The 13,395-nt window shown below is 51.2% G+C and carries 13 protein-coding genes and 1 pseudogene; 5 read left to right on the forward strand and 9 right to left on the reverse strand.

Annotated features, from left to right (window positions below):
• Nucleotides 1-22 precede the first annotated feature (22 nt).
• Nucleotides 23-1,069 (reverse strand): replication initiator protein A, encoded by a 1,047-nt coding sequence (locus tag ARCT_RS0103875; RefSeq protein ID WP_027238900.1) that lies wholly within the window; start codon nucleotides 1,067-1,069, stop codon nucleotides 23-25.
• A 400-nt stretch (nucleotides 1,070-1,469) separates the two neighbouring features.
• Entirely contained in the window at nucleotides 1,470-2,009 is a 540-nt protein-coding gene (locus tag ARCT_RS0103880; RefSeq protein WP_027238901.1) for a recombinase family protein, read from the reverse strand.
• Between the two features lie 716 nt (nucleotides 2,010-2,725).
• Here ARCT_RS0103880 and ARCT_RS0103885 point away from each other — a divergent pair.
• Together ARCT_RS0103885 and ARCT_RS28920 are read left to right on the forward strand one after the other, a co-directional pair.
• Nucleotides 2,726-3,655 carry a hypothetical protein gene (locus ARCT_RS0103885; RefSeq protein WP_027238902.1) on the forward strand — a complete coding sequence of 310 codons (930 nt, stop codon included), beginning with the start codon at nucleotides 2,726-2,728 and terminating at the stop codon, nucleotides 3,653-3,655.
• 49 nt (nucleotides 3,656-3,704) lie between these two features.
• Nucleotides 3,705-3,899, forward strand: a complete 195-nt coding sequence (locus tag ARCT_RS28920) for a type II restriction endonuclease (protein WP_407691457.1) — start codon at nucleotides 3,705-3,707, stop codon at nucleotides 3,897-3,899.
• 97 nt (nucleotides 3,900-3,996) lie between these two features.
• On the opposite strand, the gene ARCT_RS0103895 is transcribed toward ARCT_RS28920, so the two are convergent.
• The 3 genes from ARCT_RS0103895 to ARCT_RS0103905 form a co-directional block, all read right to left on the reverse strand.
• Nucleotides 3,997-4,290 carry a hypothetical protein gene (locus tag ARCT_RS0103895; protein WP_027238904.1) on the reverse strand — a complete coding sequence of 98 codons (294 nt, stop codon included), beginning with the start codon at nucleotides 4,288-4,290 and terminating at the stop codon, nucleotides 3,997-3,999.
• Nucleotides 4,272-4,940: a ParA family protein gene (locus tag ARCT_RS0103900; RefSeq protein WP_027238905.1), complete on the reverse strand. Its 669-nt coding sequence runs from the start codon at nucleotides 4,938-4,940 to the stop codon at nucleotides 4,272-4,274. The genes ARCT_RS0103895 and ARCT_RS0103900 overlap by 19 nt, the downstream gene beginning before the upstream one ends.
• Before the next feature lie 94 nt (nucleotides 4,941-5,034).
• A complete protein-coding gene (locus tag ARCT_RS0103905) occupies nucleotides 5,035-6,087 on the reverse strand; it encodes a replication initiator protein A (RefSeq protein WP_084300715.1) in 1,053 nt (350 codons plus the stop codon).
• 402 nt (nucleotides 6,088-6,489) lie between these two features.
• Here ARCT_RS0103905 and ARCT_RS0103915 point away from each other — a divergent pair.
• Both ARCT_RS0103915 and ARCT_RS25285 read left to right on the forward strand, forming a co-directional pair.
• Nucleotides 6,490-7,619, forward strand: a protein-coding gene (locus ARCT_RS0103915) for an IS3 family transposase (protein ID WP_154665286.1) whose coding sequence is annotated in 2 segments (ribosomal slippage) — nucleotides 6,490-6,733 and nucleotides 6,733-7,619 — 1,131 coding nt in all. Because the reading frame shifts where the segments join, the coding sequence is not laid out codon by codon here.
• A gap of 40 nt (nucleotides 7,620-7,659) precedes the next feature.
• Nucleotides 7,660-7,866: pseudogene (locus ARCT_RS25285) on the forward strand (integrase core domain-containing protein); the annotation flags it as partial.
• Between the two features lie 82 nt (nucleotides 7,867-7,948).
• Here ARCT_RS25285 and ARCT_RS0103925 read toward each other — a convergent pair.
• The 4 genes from ARCT_RS0103925 to ARCT_RS25290 all read right to left on the reverse strand — a co-directional run bounded on the left by ARCT_RS0103925 (nucleotide 7,949) and on the right by ARCT_RS25290 (nucleotide 12,212).
• Entirely contained in the window at nucleotides 7,949-9,385 is a 1,437-nt protein-coding gene (locus ARCT_RS0103925) for a mannose-1-phosphate guanylyltransferase/mannose-6-phosphate isomerase (RefSeq protein ID WP_027238909.1), read from the reverse strand.
• A gap of 241 nt (nucleotides 9,386-9,626) precedes the next feature.
• Nucleotides 9,627-10,346: a metallophosphoesterase family protein gene (locus tag ARCT_RS0103930; protein ID WP_240476235.1), complete on the reverse strand. Its 720-nt coding sequence runs from the start codon at nucleotides 10,344-10,346 to the stop codon at nucleotides 9,627-9,629.
• A 152-nt stretch (nucleotides 10,347-10,498) separates the two neighbouring features.
• Entirely contained in the window at nucleotides 10,499-10,984 is a 486-nt protein-coding gene (locus ARCT_RS0103935) for a hypothetical protein (protein WP_027238911.1), read from the reverse strand.
• Between the two features lie 205 nt (nucleotides 10,985-11,189).
• On the reverse strand, nucleotides 11,190-12,212 hold the full coding sequence (locus tag ARCT_RS25290; protein WP_161631286.1) for a replication initiation protein: 1,023 nt from the start codon (nucleotides 12,210-12,212) through the stop codon (nucleotides 11,190-11,192).
• A gap of 914 nt (nucleotides 12,213-13,126) precedes the next feature.
• On the opposite strand from ARCT_RS25290, the gene ARCT_RS25295 reads away from it, so the two are divergent.
• Nucleotides 13,127-13,393: a recombinase family protein gene (locus ARCT_RS25295; protein ID WP_084300721.1), complete on the forward strand. Its 267-nt coding sequence runs from the start codon at nucleotides 13,127-13,129 to the stop codon at nucleotides 13,391-13,393.
• The last annotated feature ends 2 nt before the right edge of the window (nucleotides 13,394-13,395 follow it).

Consider the following 13,395-nt stretch of genomic DNA (forward strand, 5'->3'; position numbering starts at 1 on the left):
CCATTTTCCTTCACATACCACTTCACGAAGCCGATGAACGATCCCTCAGGGTTCTCAGGGACTTCATTTTGCCCGCCAGCATATCACGCCATTGGTCTTCCAAGGCATATGTGTCCCAGCCTTCTGCGTGCTTCTTAGCGGCATTATGGATGCCTTCTCTCAGCTTGACGTGGCTGATTTGGCTAGGTGCAGGGGCAAAGGCTTTGGTGAAGGACGCCTTTGGGCGAATTGTAACCAGATCGTTGTTTAGCTCGAAGGTGTAGTCTGGGATGTGGCCATGTTCGAGATTGTCATCGATGATCTTGGTGAGCATTCGTCGGAACTCAGGCAGCGTAGACGCAGACCCCGTGATCTCGTGGAGCGTTGCCACCCGGTATTGAAACTTGCGTTGCTGACCACAGGACTTGCGTGCGATTTCGTACAAGCGGCGTTCGAGCGGCTTGCGCAGCCGGAAATAGTCTCGTGATATCATCAGGATGTCGCCGCCCCGTTCCCGGATCGCGTTGAAAACCCAATCCGACAAAGTGATTTCGACTTCGAGCATCCGACCATCACGGGTTTCTTTGATCGTTTCAGCGGACTCTATGAAGCTAAAGATTTTCCAGACTTCCTTGCCCCCTGTCGTAATGTCCGTTTCAATCTGCGTGCCTTGCAGACGCGCGAGGGCGGCTTGCAGTAGCCGATAGCCTTCTCCACTTGTTTTTCTGTTTGTTGTCTTGAGCAGATCATGAGCGCGAAAACGCATTTTGCGATCAATCTTTCGCCCCTCGTTCAGGGCTGCCATGCATTGAGAGATGCAGTAGATCAAAACATCTCGATCATGGACAGTCGCCGCTCCATCTGAGCCGGGCTTGATTCTGAGGAAATTCCCGTTTCGCTCATACTCACGAATCCTGTAGTCTGGTTTGGTGGAAAGCGTGAATAGTGGATGCACCATGGACGCGGTATCCACCTTCGGCATCGCGTCAAAGATATCACAGACAAAAAAGTCCGGCTCCGGGTGCCGATCCGGTAGGAGCGGAGAAAGGTCGCGTGTGTCTGATGTGGCGAGATTCGTCATTTCACACATGATTACATGAGCAACAGGGAAATATTTCCATTTATTTACATACACCTAAGGACTTCCCAGAATCTGGTAACACAGTATATAAACACAACAACAGCTTCGCTACGCTCACCAAAGAACAAGGTGGATCGTGCCAAGCACTCGAATGTCGCATCGCTGAGTAGATGCCTGAGCCATTCAAGAACCTTGCATCAAGGACAAGCCGCCTGCAGCGGTGCTGCGCACCCTTGACGCAGAACCTTGAACGTCTCCGAGACGGCATCAGCGATAGCGGCTCCGAAGAACAGGCACTCAAGATCAACCCTTCCCGCATAAATGCGGAGGTTCCATCCAGACCAAGAGGGCAGGATGGACTTACTACCCAATGATCTGGGGTAGGCACAGGGGTTAGAAATTTCAGAAATCAGGCACGCCGCACAGTTTGCGTACTGACTTTGAATAAGCTGGCAATCTCTCGAAGAGGACGGTTTTCCTCATCTCTCATACGGATCACTTCTGCCTTTTGATCAGGTGTCAAAGCTGGAGGACGGCCACCGATACGGCCCCGTTTCCGCGCAGCTTCCAATCCTTCACGGGTACGCTCGGCAATCCGGCGGCGTTCAAAATGGGCGATGGAGGCGAAGACGTGGAAAATCAGCTCACCTGCGGGTGTGGTCGTGTCGATATCCTCAGCCAAAGATCGAAATCCCGCGCCACGCTCTTTGATAGCTTCTACGATGTCCAAAAGATCGCGCAGGGAACGAGCAAGACGGTCGTATTTCGTCACCACCACCACATCGCCATCGCGAAGTTGGTCCAGCATCTTATCCAGCTCTAGACGTTCGGCCTTGGCTCCGCTTACTCTCTCAGAGAACAGGCGTTCTGCCCCCGCCGCCGTCAGCGCGTCGGTCTGAGCGTCAAGGTTTTGGTCTGTGGTTGAAACGCGAGCATATCCGATGATCATGCCCCATGATGACAAAAACCTTCCAAAACCCCAAACGTTTTGTCACAGGTTTTTGGAACGGCTAACAGCTTGATTGTTCGTGCGGAGATTGAGCGTGACAAAAACGACCGTTTTTGGTCAGTAAGTATTGGCAGGGGGGTATTGGTCCTTACTGATAAATCGATCTCCAAATCAAACGTGTGATGAAGCAAAGCAGCCGCACTTCGAGTCGTCTAAGTTTGAAGACTGGGCCAAAGCCTCAGATTCGAAGCTGTACACGATGGTTCGGGCGCGCATCAGAAACTGATCGGAAAACAGAGTGTTTTTGAATGCTTTCACACAAACCTCATGGCCTTTTTGACACTGGAGGTAACGACCATGATTGTGATTAAACGGAAAGCCAATAGTTCAATAATCTAATAAAATATTTATTATCAATCGGTTAATTGGTGGGCGCAAAAAGTGCACCCGCAAAAAAGCAAAGTGCACCTGACTGTATGCCAAAAGTGATGCACATTGGGTGCATCACCGGTTTGATGCCTTCGCCGGTGGAGCGTATCACGGACCCGTAAGCAAGGCATTCAAGTCAGAGGTGTCTGATATGGACTCTTATACTTGGGGGTATCTTCCTCGTAATCTTCGCATACGTGCTCCTCCTTAGCAATCACGTAGGTTACTAATTGTGGTGGGGGCCATACGGCCTCCTCCCTTTTCGTTTATCGTAAATGAGGCGTAAAATGGAGCACAATCATTTTAAGGCGTTATCGCCAACCGCAGATACTAAAAAAATAGCATCTGCGGTGCGAGCTTGCATTAAAATTCTTCAAAAACATCGCATTAGCTTGGCCAAGATAGCGAACCTAGTCTCAGACGCAAGCTCTGGAAAATACGACCTAAATGAAAATACTCTGAAATCATTCATGCAGCGGGGTGACAGAGATGCTCATCGCAGTGAGACGCTAGAAGCTTTATACAACTACCTAAGAGAGCAATATTACAAGTTTGAAGCGCCAGTGAGAGCCGAGATGGCTGGTCATTTTGATGATCTTGCGCCTGGATACGATCTAAATGGCGAAACTCGCAAAACCTTCGAAAGAGCAATGGAGCATGTGTTTGGCGGATTGTTGCTAAATTGGGTAGGTACCACTCCAGAAGCGATCAAGAAGTATCAGTTTGGCCTCAGCTCAGATTACTACATGTTTCGGAAATCCGTCCGCAGTTCAAAACATATCGTTCGTTCAGAAGTCAAAATTGAGCAAATATCTATCAAGGATTTAAGTGTTACCCACCGGCACTATGATAGAAACGAAGACATACGCGTTTCATCTGGTTTCATGGTTCCAGCAGAATTCAACCATTTTGCTGTTATGAATGTTGAAAACGGAGCATCAATCGAGTTCATTGCGTTAAAGAAGCCGATAACAGAAATCTTCAAACGCCTCATAGGCTTCATTATTTCAATCAACTCAAATGGTGTGTTGGTATGCGCACGGACCGTATTGATTAAGAAAGAATACCTATCATTTGAGCCCCCTATCCGGTTTCTAGAGAAAAAATATTCATCTGACGAAGAACTTGCCCGCACACTTCGCTATCTCGATGACGATCAAGCAATGACAATACCAGACAGGACGAAAGAGCTCTATGAGGACTTAGGTGAAGCCTAGTCGACCCGGGTTACCTGCCCTGGTCATTGTTTTGATTACCAAAACCTGTGTGAGACTAGAGCGGAAGTTGGCGGACCCCAAGTCCACTTGCAAGGATCGCTGGCGACAGGTTCTGGCGGAAGCCGAAAAGGTCAGTCGCAAGCACCTTCTGACACTGGAGCCGGGGATTTCAGAGCCTCAGACTGATCAGATGGAGGCGTCCAGCCTTCAGCTCGTGGTCCCTGCCCCTGTTCACGGCAGCTAGACGGGCGCGCAGCGCGGCTGGCTTTGGTCGGTTGGTGATTTCATTGGTGAAGTTCGAGCGCGGCAGGGATAGTTGCAAGTTAGATAACAGATAACAGTTACCTTCTGCGCCCATCTATTTCTGCCGTATCGGGAATGTTGATCCCACCAGCCCGTAAACATTCATACAGCAGCTCTTTCTGGGTCACCCCACGCTTCTGAGCTTCGGTAAAAAAGGCTTCTTTGATTGGCTTTGGAACATTCGTGAATGAAAACTGCACACGAGGCGCGTCTTTGAGGGCTGATGACTTCGCCTTGCTCACACTTGGTAAGGGCGCTGATAATTCCTTGAGTTTCCGGGCGTTGTCATCGCCATCAAGATCGTCATCAAGATTTACACTGACTTTGGCCATGACCCACTCCTGTAGAAACTGATCAAACCCCTGCCCTGCAAGTCAGCCAAGACTGATTTTGCAGACCGCCGGGCAGATCCCTGTGGAGACTGGCCCGTTGAGGTCATTTCCTTAAACCCGGTACGGTGCGCGCACATAGCATTGAGGCGCGGCACGTTCTGGGCGTCCAACGCATCAGTGATAGCCTGTGTAATGTTGGTGTGAGTGTCCACGTCCATCATGACAACCAAGGCAGGTATCTCTTTCTCCATGGTTTCGGCAACGCTTTGGACATGGGAGAATGTCCGCTTTGCCCCTTTGGCATCCGCTTCATTAGCTTTCGAAGGTATAAGGATCAGGTTTGCGGCGGCGATTGCATGCATCGACATCGCAGACTTGAAGCCTGCGGTGTCCACAAAAATTGCGTCGTAGGCAGGATCAGCTCTCTTCAAAGCTTTCACCGTGGGGATGAGTTTTTCGTCATCCTCTTCGAAGAGCCAATCAAGACTAGTCTGATCCTTCTTAGCCCAGGCTTCCAGATGCCTTTGCGGGTCGGTGTCGATCACCGCAACCTTTGCGCCGTCCTCAACCATCAGACTTGCAATAGCTGTCAAAAGGGTTGTTTTCCCGGCACCGCCTTTTTCCTGCACTACGCTGATAACTTGCGTCATGATCTGCTCTCTTTTTTGCGCACCTTACCCCTTAATACATAACAGTCAACACATAACCAATAAGCCATAACACATAACTAGTATTAGTTATCTATTATGGAGCCTTCCCTTTGCGCTCATACCATTTGCGGCAGAAGCCCACAAAAGCTCCATCAGGGTGGCGCGGTGGTTCACTCATCCACATGCGCCATTCCTGTTCAAGAAAATAGACATCCCACGTTGGAGCAGCATCACGCGCTTGTTCGTATGCCACTGAGGACAGACGGACCGAGATATCTGAAGTTACGGCAGGGCTACCGCCATAAACATCCAAAAACTCGGGTTTTGGCGAGACTTCCAGCACGTCATGCAAAAGCGTGAAACTGTAGTCCGGCATATGGGACTGGTCCGCATCGGCCTTGCAAATTGCCTTTACCAGCCGCTTGAACTCCTTTGACGTAGACGTAGAGCCGGTCTTGTGTTGCAGCTTATCGAGGCCGATGCGCCAGACTTCTTGCTTTCCACAGTGCTTGCGGGCCAACTCATACAGCCGCCGTTCCAGAGGCTTTCGAAGTTGGAAATATGCTTTGTGCAGCGTCAAAACATTTTTGTTTTCAATGGCTTTCACCAGCCAGTTACCCATTTCAAGTTCTACGCTGAGAAGACGGCCCGTGGTGTCTTCCTTGACGATCTTTGCGTCAGTAATGAACGAAATTGAGCGCCATTCACCTACACCATGGTCATGGATGTTCGTCTCAATCTGGGTGAATTGAAGACGGGTGAGGGCCCGGCGCAAGGTTGCGTATGCCTGTCCAGTCGTGTGCCGGTTAGTTGCCTTTAGCAAATCATGGGCAGAGATGCGGACACGGCGTCCGATTTCCTGCCCTTCATTCTTTGCTGCCATAAGCTGACTTAGGACATAGATCAGAATATCCCTGTCGAAGACGTTAGCCCGGCCTTCTTCTGCCGCTGGCGTGATCTTCACTTTGACATTGCCCTGTTCATATTCGAAAGCGGCCATGTCTTTCTTGACCGACAGCGAGAACAATGGATGCTCCATTGAAGCCCTGTCGCTTTTGGGGGTGGCATCTAGGATGTCGCACACGAACAGATCAGGCTCAGTATGCCTCTGTGGAAGCAATGCTGTTCTTTTACGAGGCCGTGCCATTATTCGATAGTCTACCCACCACTATTCGACAGTCTGCCCACCAGACGCGAATGTTCTTCGATAGTCTACACACCTTTCTTCGATAGTCTACCCACCTTTCTTCGATACTCTACACACCCATAGTCCAAAATAGGCAGAATTTCAAAAGTAATATCAGCGGGTTAGGAAGTCACCGATTCCCGTAACACCTTTAGTAACACATATATAACACCACTGATCAGTTGGAGCTTCACTCAAACGCCTGCTCATTAGAGGGTAACGAGGGAATCTGCTTAGAAATGAACAAGGCAGCAATCGCAGTATTTAGTGGATAGGACCACGTTCCCGATGGATATGGTTTGGACCTGTCGCGGTTTGATACCGCTCCTTTGATAGCATTTACTGCACCAAAGGAGACTGACTATGGGACTGAAACGGACGGACGAACTCCGTAAGGATGCGGTGCGCATTGCACTGACCAGTGGACTGAAGCGCAAACAGGTGGCTGATGATTTGGGTGTCGGTATGTCGACACTGAATAAGTGGATCACAGCACATCGAGACACGGATGTGGTGTCGCAAGAGGATTTGGACCTCGCAAAAGAGAATGACCGGCTTCGACGTGAGATCCGGCTCCTCAAGGAGGAGAGGGAAATTCTAAAAAAGGCCACCCAGTTCTTCGCGGGCCTAAAGCAATGAAGTTTAGGTTTATCGAAGAACACAGGTCCGACTTTCCAACCAATCGTCTTTGCGATGTCGTCGGCGTTAGCACGCGCGGATTGCGGGCGTTCCGCAGCCGTCCGGCCAGTCGCAGGCAGCGGTCCGATCTGGTGACGCTGGCACATATCAAGGAACAATCTCGTCTCAGCTTGGGCAGCTACGGCAGGCCACGGATGACGGAAGAACTGAAGGAAATCGGCTTGGACGTCGGACATCGCCGGGTTGGCAGATTGATGCGCCAGAATGGTATATCCGTCGTCAGAACCCGTAAACACAAGGTCACCACAGACAGCGATCACAAGTTCAACATTGCGCCGAACCTGCTGGATCGTGACTTCACCGCCAACGCGCCGAACCAGAAATGGGCCGGTGACATCAGCTATGTTTGGACCCAAGAGGGTTGGCTTTATCTTGCGGTGATCCTGGACCTGCATTCACGCCGTGTCATTGGCTGGGCGGTCAGCAATCGGATGAAGCGGGACTTGGCGATCCGTGCGTTGGAAATGGCCATTGCGTTCAGAACACCGCCCAGAGGCTGCATCCACCACACGGATCGCGGGTCGCAATACTGTTCTCATGACTATCAGAAAATCCTGCGCCAGCACGGGTTCAAGGTATCGATGTCTGGCAAAGGTAATTGCTACGATAATGCGGCTGTTGAGACGTTCTTCAAGACGATCAAGGCAGAGCTGATCTGGCGGCATCCTTGGGAGATGCGACGCAAGGCTGAGATGGCAATCTTCGAATACATAAACGGCTTTTACAATCCGCGCCGCCGACACTCAGCATTGGGTTGGAAAAGCCCGGTCGCTTTCGAACGCAAGGTGGCTTAAACGAGCACTTGGGGCGGCACGAAAGCGGGACAGGTCCAGGAAGAACGGATTTTGCAAGAGCTTCAACGGACGAATGAGAGACGAATTGCTGAACGGCGAAATCTTCTACTCGCTACGTGAAGCCCAAATCATCATTGAAAGATGGAGGAGCCATTACAACACCAAACGACCCCATAGTGCATTGGGCTACCGCCCACCTGCGCCAGAGGCCATCGTTCCGATGGACCAAAGGCCAATCATGCACTAACTTTCAAGTTGGACCACTCAAGTAGGGCTGCTCAACGACGAATTCCCACATACAATAATGTACAATCTTAACTTCGATATCTTTAACTTCTTGCATAGATGTCCTCGTAGCGGAGTATGTCATCCTCTCCGACATAAGCACCAGTTTGTACCTCGATCACTACCATTGGTATTTTTCCGGGGTTTTCCATTCGATGTACACAACCCAGTGGCAAATAGACGGACTGGTTCTCAGTCACCAGCCTGACCTCTTCGTCAATGGTAACCTTTGCAGTGCCTTCCACCACGATCCAGTGTTCGGATCGATGGAAATGACTTTGCAGGGACAAGCTAGCGCCCGGATGGACGAGAATGCGTTTCACTTGAAAACGGTTGCCCACAACAAGACTTTCAAACCAGCCCCAAGGGCGGTGATCTTTGGGGAAAGCCGTAGCCTGGGCCGCGCCTTTTTCTTTTAGCGCAGCAACGGCCAGCTTTACGTCCTGGGCGCGGGATTTGTCTGCCACCAGAACCGCGTCATTCATTGCAACTGCGATGATCCCCTCAAGGCCAATACCAACGACCTCAAGCCCTTCACTTTCGGATCTCAGCAGCGTGTCATGGCAGTCGATCGCAGTGGCACGACTGCTTGCCACCACGCCGTTTTCATCCGGGCCTGCTTCACGCCAGACAGCATCCCAGCCGCCCAGATCGGACCAAGCCGCATCAAAGGGCACCACAGATAGGTTATCCGCTCGCTCCATCACTGCATAATCGACAGAGATATCTGGCGCATTTGACCAGGGTTCAGGGGCCAGTCGTAAGAAGCCCAGATCGGTCTGTGCCTGATCCAGGGCGGCCTGCACCGGTGCGATCAAATCAGGTGCATGGGTCTGAAACGCGGCGATGATATCTTTTGCCGCAAAGAGAAAGATACCCGCGTTCCATTTGAAATTACCTGCTGCCAGCATCTCGGTGGCACGGGGCAGGTCCGGTTTTTCGACGAACTGCTTTAGGCGCACCGGATCACCCGCAGCATCCGGCATCTCTGCCAGTTCCAGATAGCCATAGGCAGTTTCAGGGTGGGTCGGAGTAATCCCAAAGGTTACCAACTGACCCTCACCAACGGCTTGCATCCCATGGACTAGGGCCGTGTGAAACGCCTCGACATCGGGCACAACGTGATCTGAAGGCGCCACCAGCAGAACCGCATCGGGGTTTTCACTATGGATACGAAGAGCGGCCGCCAGCACAGCTGGCGCTGTATTGCGCCCTTCCGGCTCAATCAAAATGGCGCCGGGGTCAATCCCCACCGCCTGCAGCTGTTCGGTCACGATAAAGCGAAAGTTTGAATTCGTCAGCACCAATGGGGCTGCAAATGAGACGCCATTGCCCTGCCCTGCAAGCCGTTTTGCAGAGGCCTGAAACAGGGTTTCCTCGCCCATCAAAGGGACAAATTGCTTGGGGTAGCTCTTGCGCGACAGAGGCCACAAGCGGGTGCCAGAGCCCCCGCAAAGAAGAATGGGGATAATTGGGGTCACAGGAAATACTCTATGAAACAGAAATTACAATGATATCGTTGGTAACGAAGCTTCGGATGTGAGGCAAGGAAGAGGAACAATTTGTCACTAATATTTCGCCTTTAGGGCGAAACTAGCGTGAAAATTCAGCAAAGGCTTTTTATCGGCATGGGGCTTGAGTTACCGCCCGCCTTTCAGTCATATTTTTATTCGCATCCGTGATGCTTGCAGCCTTACCATATCCAGTGGTCCGAATAGGGCATTAGTGCAGCGTAGATATAAAGGCGGGTTCCGTGCCTTGTGTCAGGTAAACCGCAGATAATATGCCCGTTGCATAGGCCCCGGTATCAATAGAAATTCGACCTCGAGATACGGTGGGCTTGTCTTGGATCACATGCCCATACGCAACCCACACGCCATCTTTGCGGAGCACCCTGTCAAAGTCGGGATGTCCCCATATCAGATCGTTGGGGGTCTGATATTCTGGCGCCACAGAAGGGTTTGCCCCGGCATGAGATACCAGAACATTCCCGGAGAGGTAGCTGGGCGAGAGCCTGTTCACAAACTCGACCAGCTCTGTTCCCATCTTAGCCAGCAGCGCGTCGCGGCACTCTGTCAGTGCTTTAGGTGTGGCTCCGGGGTGCACGCCGGCAATGCGAAAGGACGCGAGGGTTTGTAAGCCGCCATACTGGAGCCATCGGGGACCGTGACGCTCCGGATCCTCAAGAAATCGAAGCAGCATGTCTTCATGATTGCCACGCAGGCAAATCAAGTCCTGCTGCTCACACAGAAAACGCAGGACTTCTGCGCTGTCTTCCCCCCGGTCGATATAGTCTCCAACCAGGATCACCTGCGCATCAGAGGGCAGCTTTGCCAGCAGCCTGTGCAACAGATCTGCACATCCGTGTACGTCGCCGATGATGGCCAGGGGCCGGTCGGGGCAAGGCTGCGAAAAGCCAACAGTACCACGCAGTTTCTGCAATAAATTGGAAAGCACGCGTCTACCTCAACCCTTGCGTCCATCACAGACAAAATACCTCTCAGGGAGGCTCCTTGTGCTTTGTTTTAAATACGCGTTACGGGTAAGCCGTGCAACAGGTCGAAAACGGTCCGTCAACTGGATTGCGTTCCTGCTTAGGCGCAGGACTGGACGCCCATTTTGATCAGTTCAGTGCCTTTCATCTTGTAGACACCGGAAATCTGGTGGCGACCTTTCCGCATGAACCAATCCTTCAATGGTGCTGGATAGTAATCTGCCATCACCTTCGAAAAGTAATCAAACTGCTGTGGATCCAGTCGACGACCGCTTTTGGAGGGGCCGTGAAACCCAAAGGTTGTGTTGGGATCGACACAGGTGCCAGACAGGCCAATGTACATGGTGCAGGTGGAATAGCAGACCTTCCCGCGGATCTGCACCCGGGTGCCATTGCGCTGCAGATTGCCCAGCTCGATCAGGCGATCATGCAGATATCCGCCCCGGTCATTGCCAACGACATAGGGCGCGCGTTGGGCGGCATTGGCTGTGTGCATAGGCATAAGCAGCGTTGATACTGCCAAAGTCGCCACCGTGGCAAACTTGCGCAGTCCAGTGATCGAAAGTGCGGAATTCAGGAACGACATGGTCAGATCTCCGATGCAAAAAAAGCTTCGAAGACTGGATAGGAAAGCCGCAGGCCGCGCTTAGGCTGATCTTGTGGCGCAAATGCGGAGCTTACCGCTAGTTTTTTGGGAAGTAATATTAAATTATATTAATAGTTTAGCGACTGGGTATCTTTTTCCTATATCTTGGGCATGTGGAACGTCAGTTGTCTGACCAGCTGGAAGCTCAGTCCAGATCTTCCAGCACAGACCCACCCGGAACAGAGTCCCCCAATCCTGGGAACTGATCCTGTTGATATCCGGGTTTTGCGATTTCTTCCGTTGAGCCATCGATGCGTGCCTTGCGTCCGGCTTTTGGGCGCTGAAGTTCCGCATAGGCCTGTTTACGCGCGTCGATATCCTTCATACCCCAACCAACGATCACACCAGTGACCCGGCGTCCAGTCTTGGTTGGGGCCACTGTGACGTTGAAATAGGCAAGGGCATTGATCTCCAGTAGGGCAGGTTTGATCGCATATTGATTGAGATTGCCAAAGGTTTTCAACTTGCCCTCCTCCACCCCGATAAGTTCGCGAAAGTCCTCGAGAGTGAAAGACTCCATAATCACATGTTTCAGCCGCACCCGACGCGAAACGGCTTCATAAAGCGCCAGCGCGTATTTAGAAGAGAAGGCTTTGAGCACCTCAAGTTCTAGTTTGGCAAAAACACGGGAGTCCTTGAGTAAGACCGCAAGCTCGGGCGGGATAGAATATTTCAGAGTGCCATGGGCTCGTTTGGGGTCGGCAAGGTTGTTCCAACCCAAAAGCTGCACCCGATCCGTAGAGCCGTCCTCTCGCGCGATGCTCACCACTGTGCGCATCAGGGATTCAATCGACTGGGTCAGCCGATCGTTACTGTCATGGGTATCGCGTAAGTCGGAGAGCGCAATCTCAAACCGCCGCCCTTCTTCCCCAAGCTCAGGGCCAAACGCTTGTTGCAGTAGGATATTATATAATCTGCGATCTGCCAGGGTAAGGCCAGAAGCCCCTTTGATTTCAATAAGCTCAGAGGGTTTGATCATTTCCCCCATGGCGGGCTGGAGGGTGAGTGTACGGTGTGCATCCGAAAAATTAGTATTTGGGCGGTTTGTATGACTCATAGCAATTCTCTTAGCTCCTGGCTCTGCGAATTCTAAGATAACTTCTTGGCTAGGGGCAAGATGTGCAGTTATCCACAGGGTGAAAGGAGGATAGAGACACAAACCGCCCAATATCTAATTTCAAACCGCCCAATTCCTAAGGTGAAACCGCCCCAAAACTAATCCATAACCGCCCAATCCCTAGTCTGAAGCCGCCCAAATACTAATATTCATCACGATTTTTCATCTAATAACAGGTGCTTACCCTCTATGAAGTTAGAAGAAAAAGAAGGAGAAGAAAAAGAAGGGGATCTATATGTAAGATCCTTAACAACACAGTCAAATGTCATAAGAATTCGAACCTTTGTACAAGTCTTAGATATCATGCTAAGACATTGCTTTCAAATAACCTTCATATGACACTGAACACCTTAAAACTGTTGCTAGGTAAGCTACCCCATAAAGACGGAACACTGAGGTAAGCTGCAGTTTGTTCTCTACTGATCCTAAATAGGAAAGAGATCAGGAATGTCGAAACAACCTGACCCGATCAAAAAGTGCCAAGAGTAGCTTAAATTACGCCAAAATCTGTCTAAGGGTTGAGACGGATAACTCAGTTACCATACGTGTTGGCTCATCAATCAGCCCATCCCGTTTCAGATAGCCAACTGGCTTTCGCCAGGCCCTCGCTCGACCTCATCAAGTAAGGTCCCCAGGAGATTGATCAATCTCTGAATATCAGTACCAGTGTGATGCATACCCCCCCCTATAAAATTGCGCGCGAATAAATCCGATTACCCACGCCGGTTTCAGGACTGAAAGGTGTAGACTTTTAGAGCCCCCCTCCCTGGTCGGCGCGCTGTTTCTTGATGCCGTGATAGCTCTTGCAAAGCGACTGCAGCGCGCCAAACCAGCGCAACCTATAATCGTCCCGGTGCGGCACCACATTCCTCAATCATGGCAAGATTCTTTGTTCAAACGAGCAAGCAATTTCAGAAGTGGGTGTCCTTTGATGACATCGGTTTGATCAAGGTGGTCATGGTCGCATGATGGCCACCATGCTGGCAGGTATTGCGCAGTTCGAGCGTGATCTGTTGAGCGAGCGGGTAAAATATGGTCTGGTTACTGCTCGGGCGCGCGGCAAGAAGCTTGGGCGCCAGCCAGGCCAACGACCAAAATCTGATAAGCTCGCCCCACAGGTTATCGAAGCCGTGGCGAGTGGAAGGTCATACCGCTGGATCGCACGAGACCTAGGCCTCAGTAAAAACACCGTCACTGAAATCATGAAGCGGCATCGCCAGCGGTCCTCGTGAGT

This window comes from Pseudophaeobacter arcticus DSM 23566 (assembly GCF_000473205.1).
Taxonomy (GTDB): domain Bacteria; phylum Pseudomonadota; class Alphaproteobacteria; order Rhodobacterales; family Rhodobacteraceae; genus Pseudophaeobacter; species Pseudophaeobacter arcticus.

Bases quoted from the DNA above. Each gene is read 5' to 3' on its own strand.
- ARCT_RS0103875 (WP_027238900.1), bottom strand. From the start codon at position 1,069: ATGTGTGAAATGACGAATCTCGCCACATCAGACACACGCGACCTTTCT.
- ARCT_RS0103880 (WP_027238901.1), bottom strand. From the start codon at position 2,009: ATGATCATCGGATATGCTCGCGTTTCAACCACAGACCAAAACCTTGAC.
- ARCT_RS0103885 (WP_027238902.1), top strand. From the start codon at position 2,726: ATGGAGCACAATCATTTTAAGGCGTTATCGCCAACCGCAGATACTAAA.
- ARCT_RS0103895 (WP_027238904.1), bottom strand. From the start codon at position 4,290: ATGGCCAAAGTCAGTGTAAATCTTGATGACGATCTTGATGGCGATGAC.
- ARCT_RS0103900 (WP_027238905.1), bottom strand. From the start codon at position 4,940: ATGACGCAAGTTATCAGCGTAGTGCAGGAAAAAGGCGGTGCCGGGAAA.
- ARCT_RS0103905 (WP_084300715.1), bottom strand. From the start codon at position 6,087: ATGGCACGGCCTCGTAAAAGAACAGCATTGCTTCCACAGAGGCATACT.
- ARCT_RS0103935 (WP_027238911.1), bottom strand. From the start codon at position 10,984: ATGTCGTTCCTGAATTCCGCACTTTCGATCACTGGACTGCGCAAGTTT.
- ARCT_RS25295 (WP_084300721.1), top strand. From the start codon at position 13,127: ATGATGGCCACCATGCTGGCAGGTATTGCGCAGTTCGAGCGTGATCTG.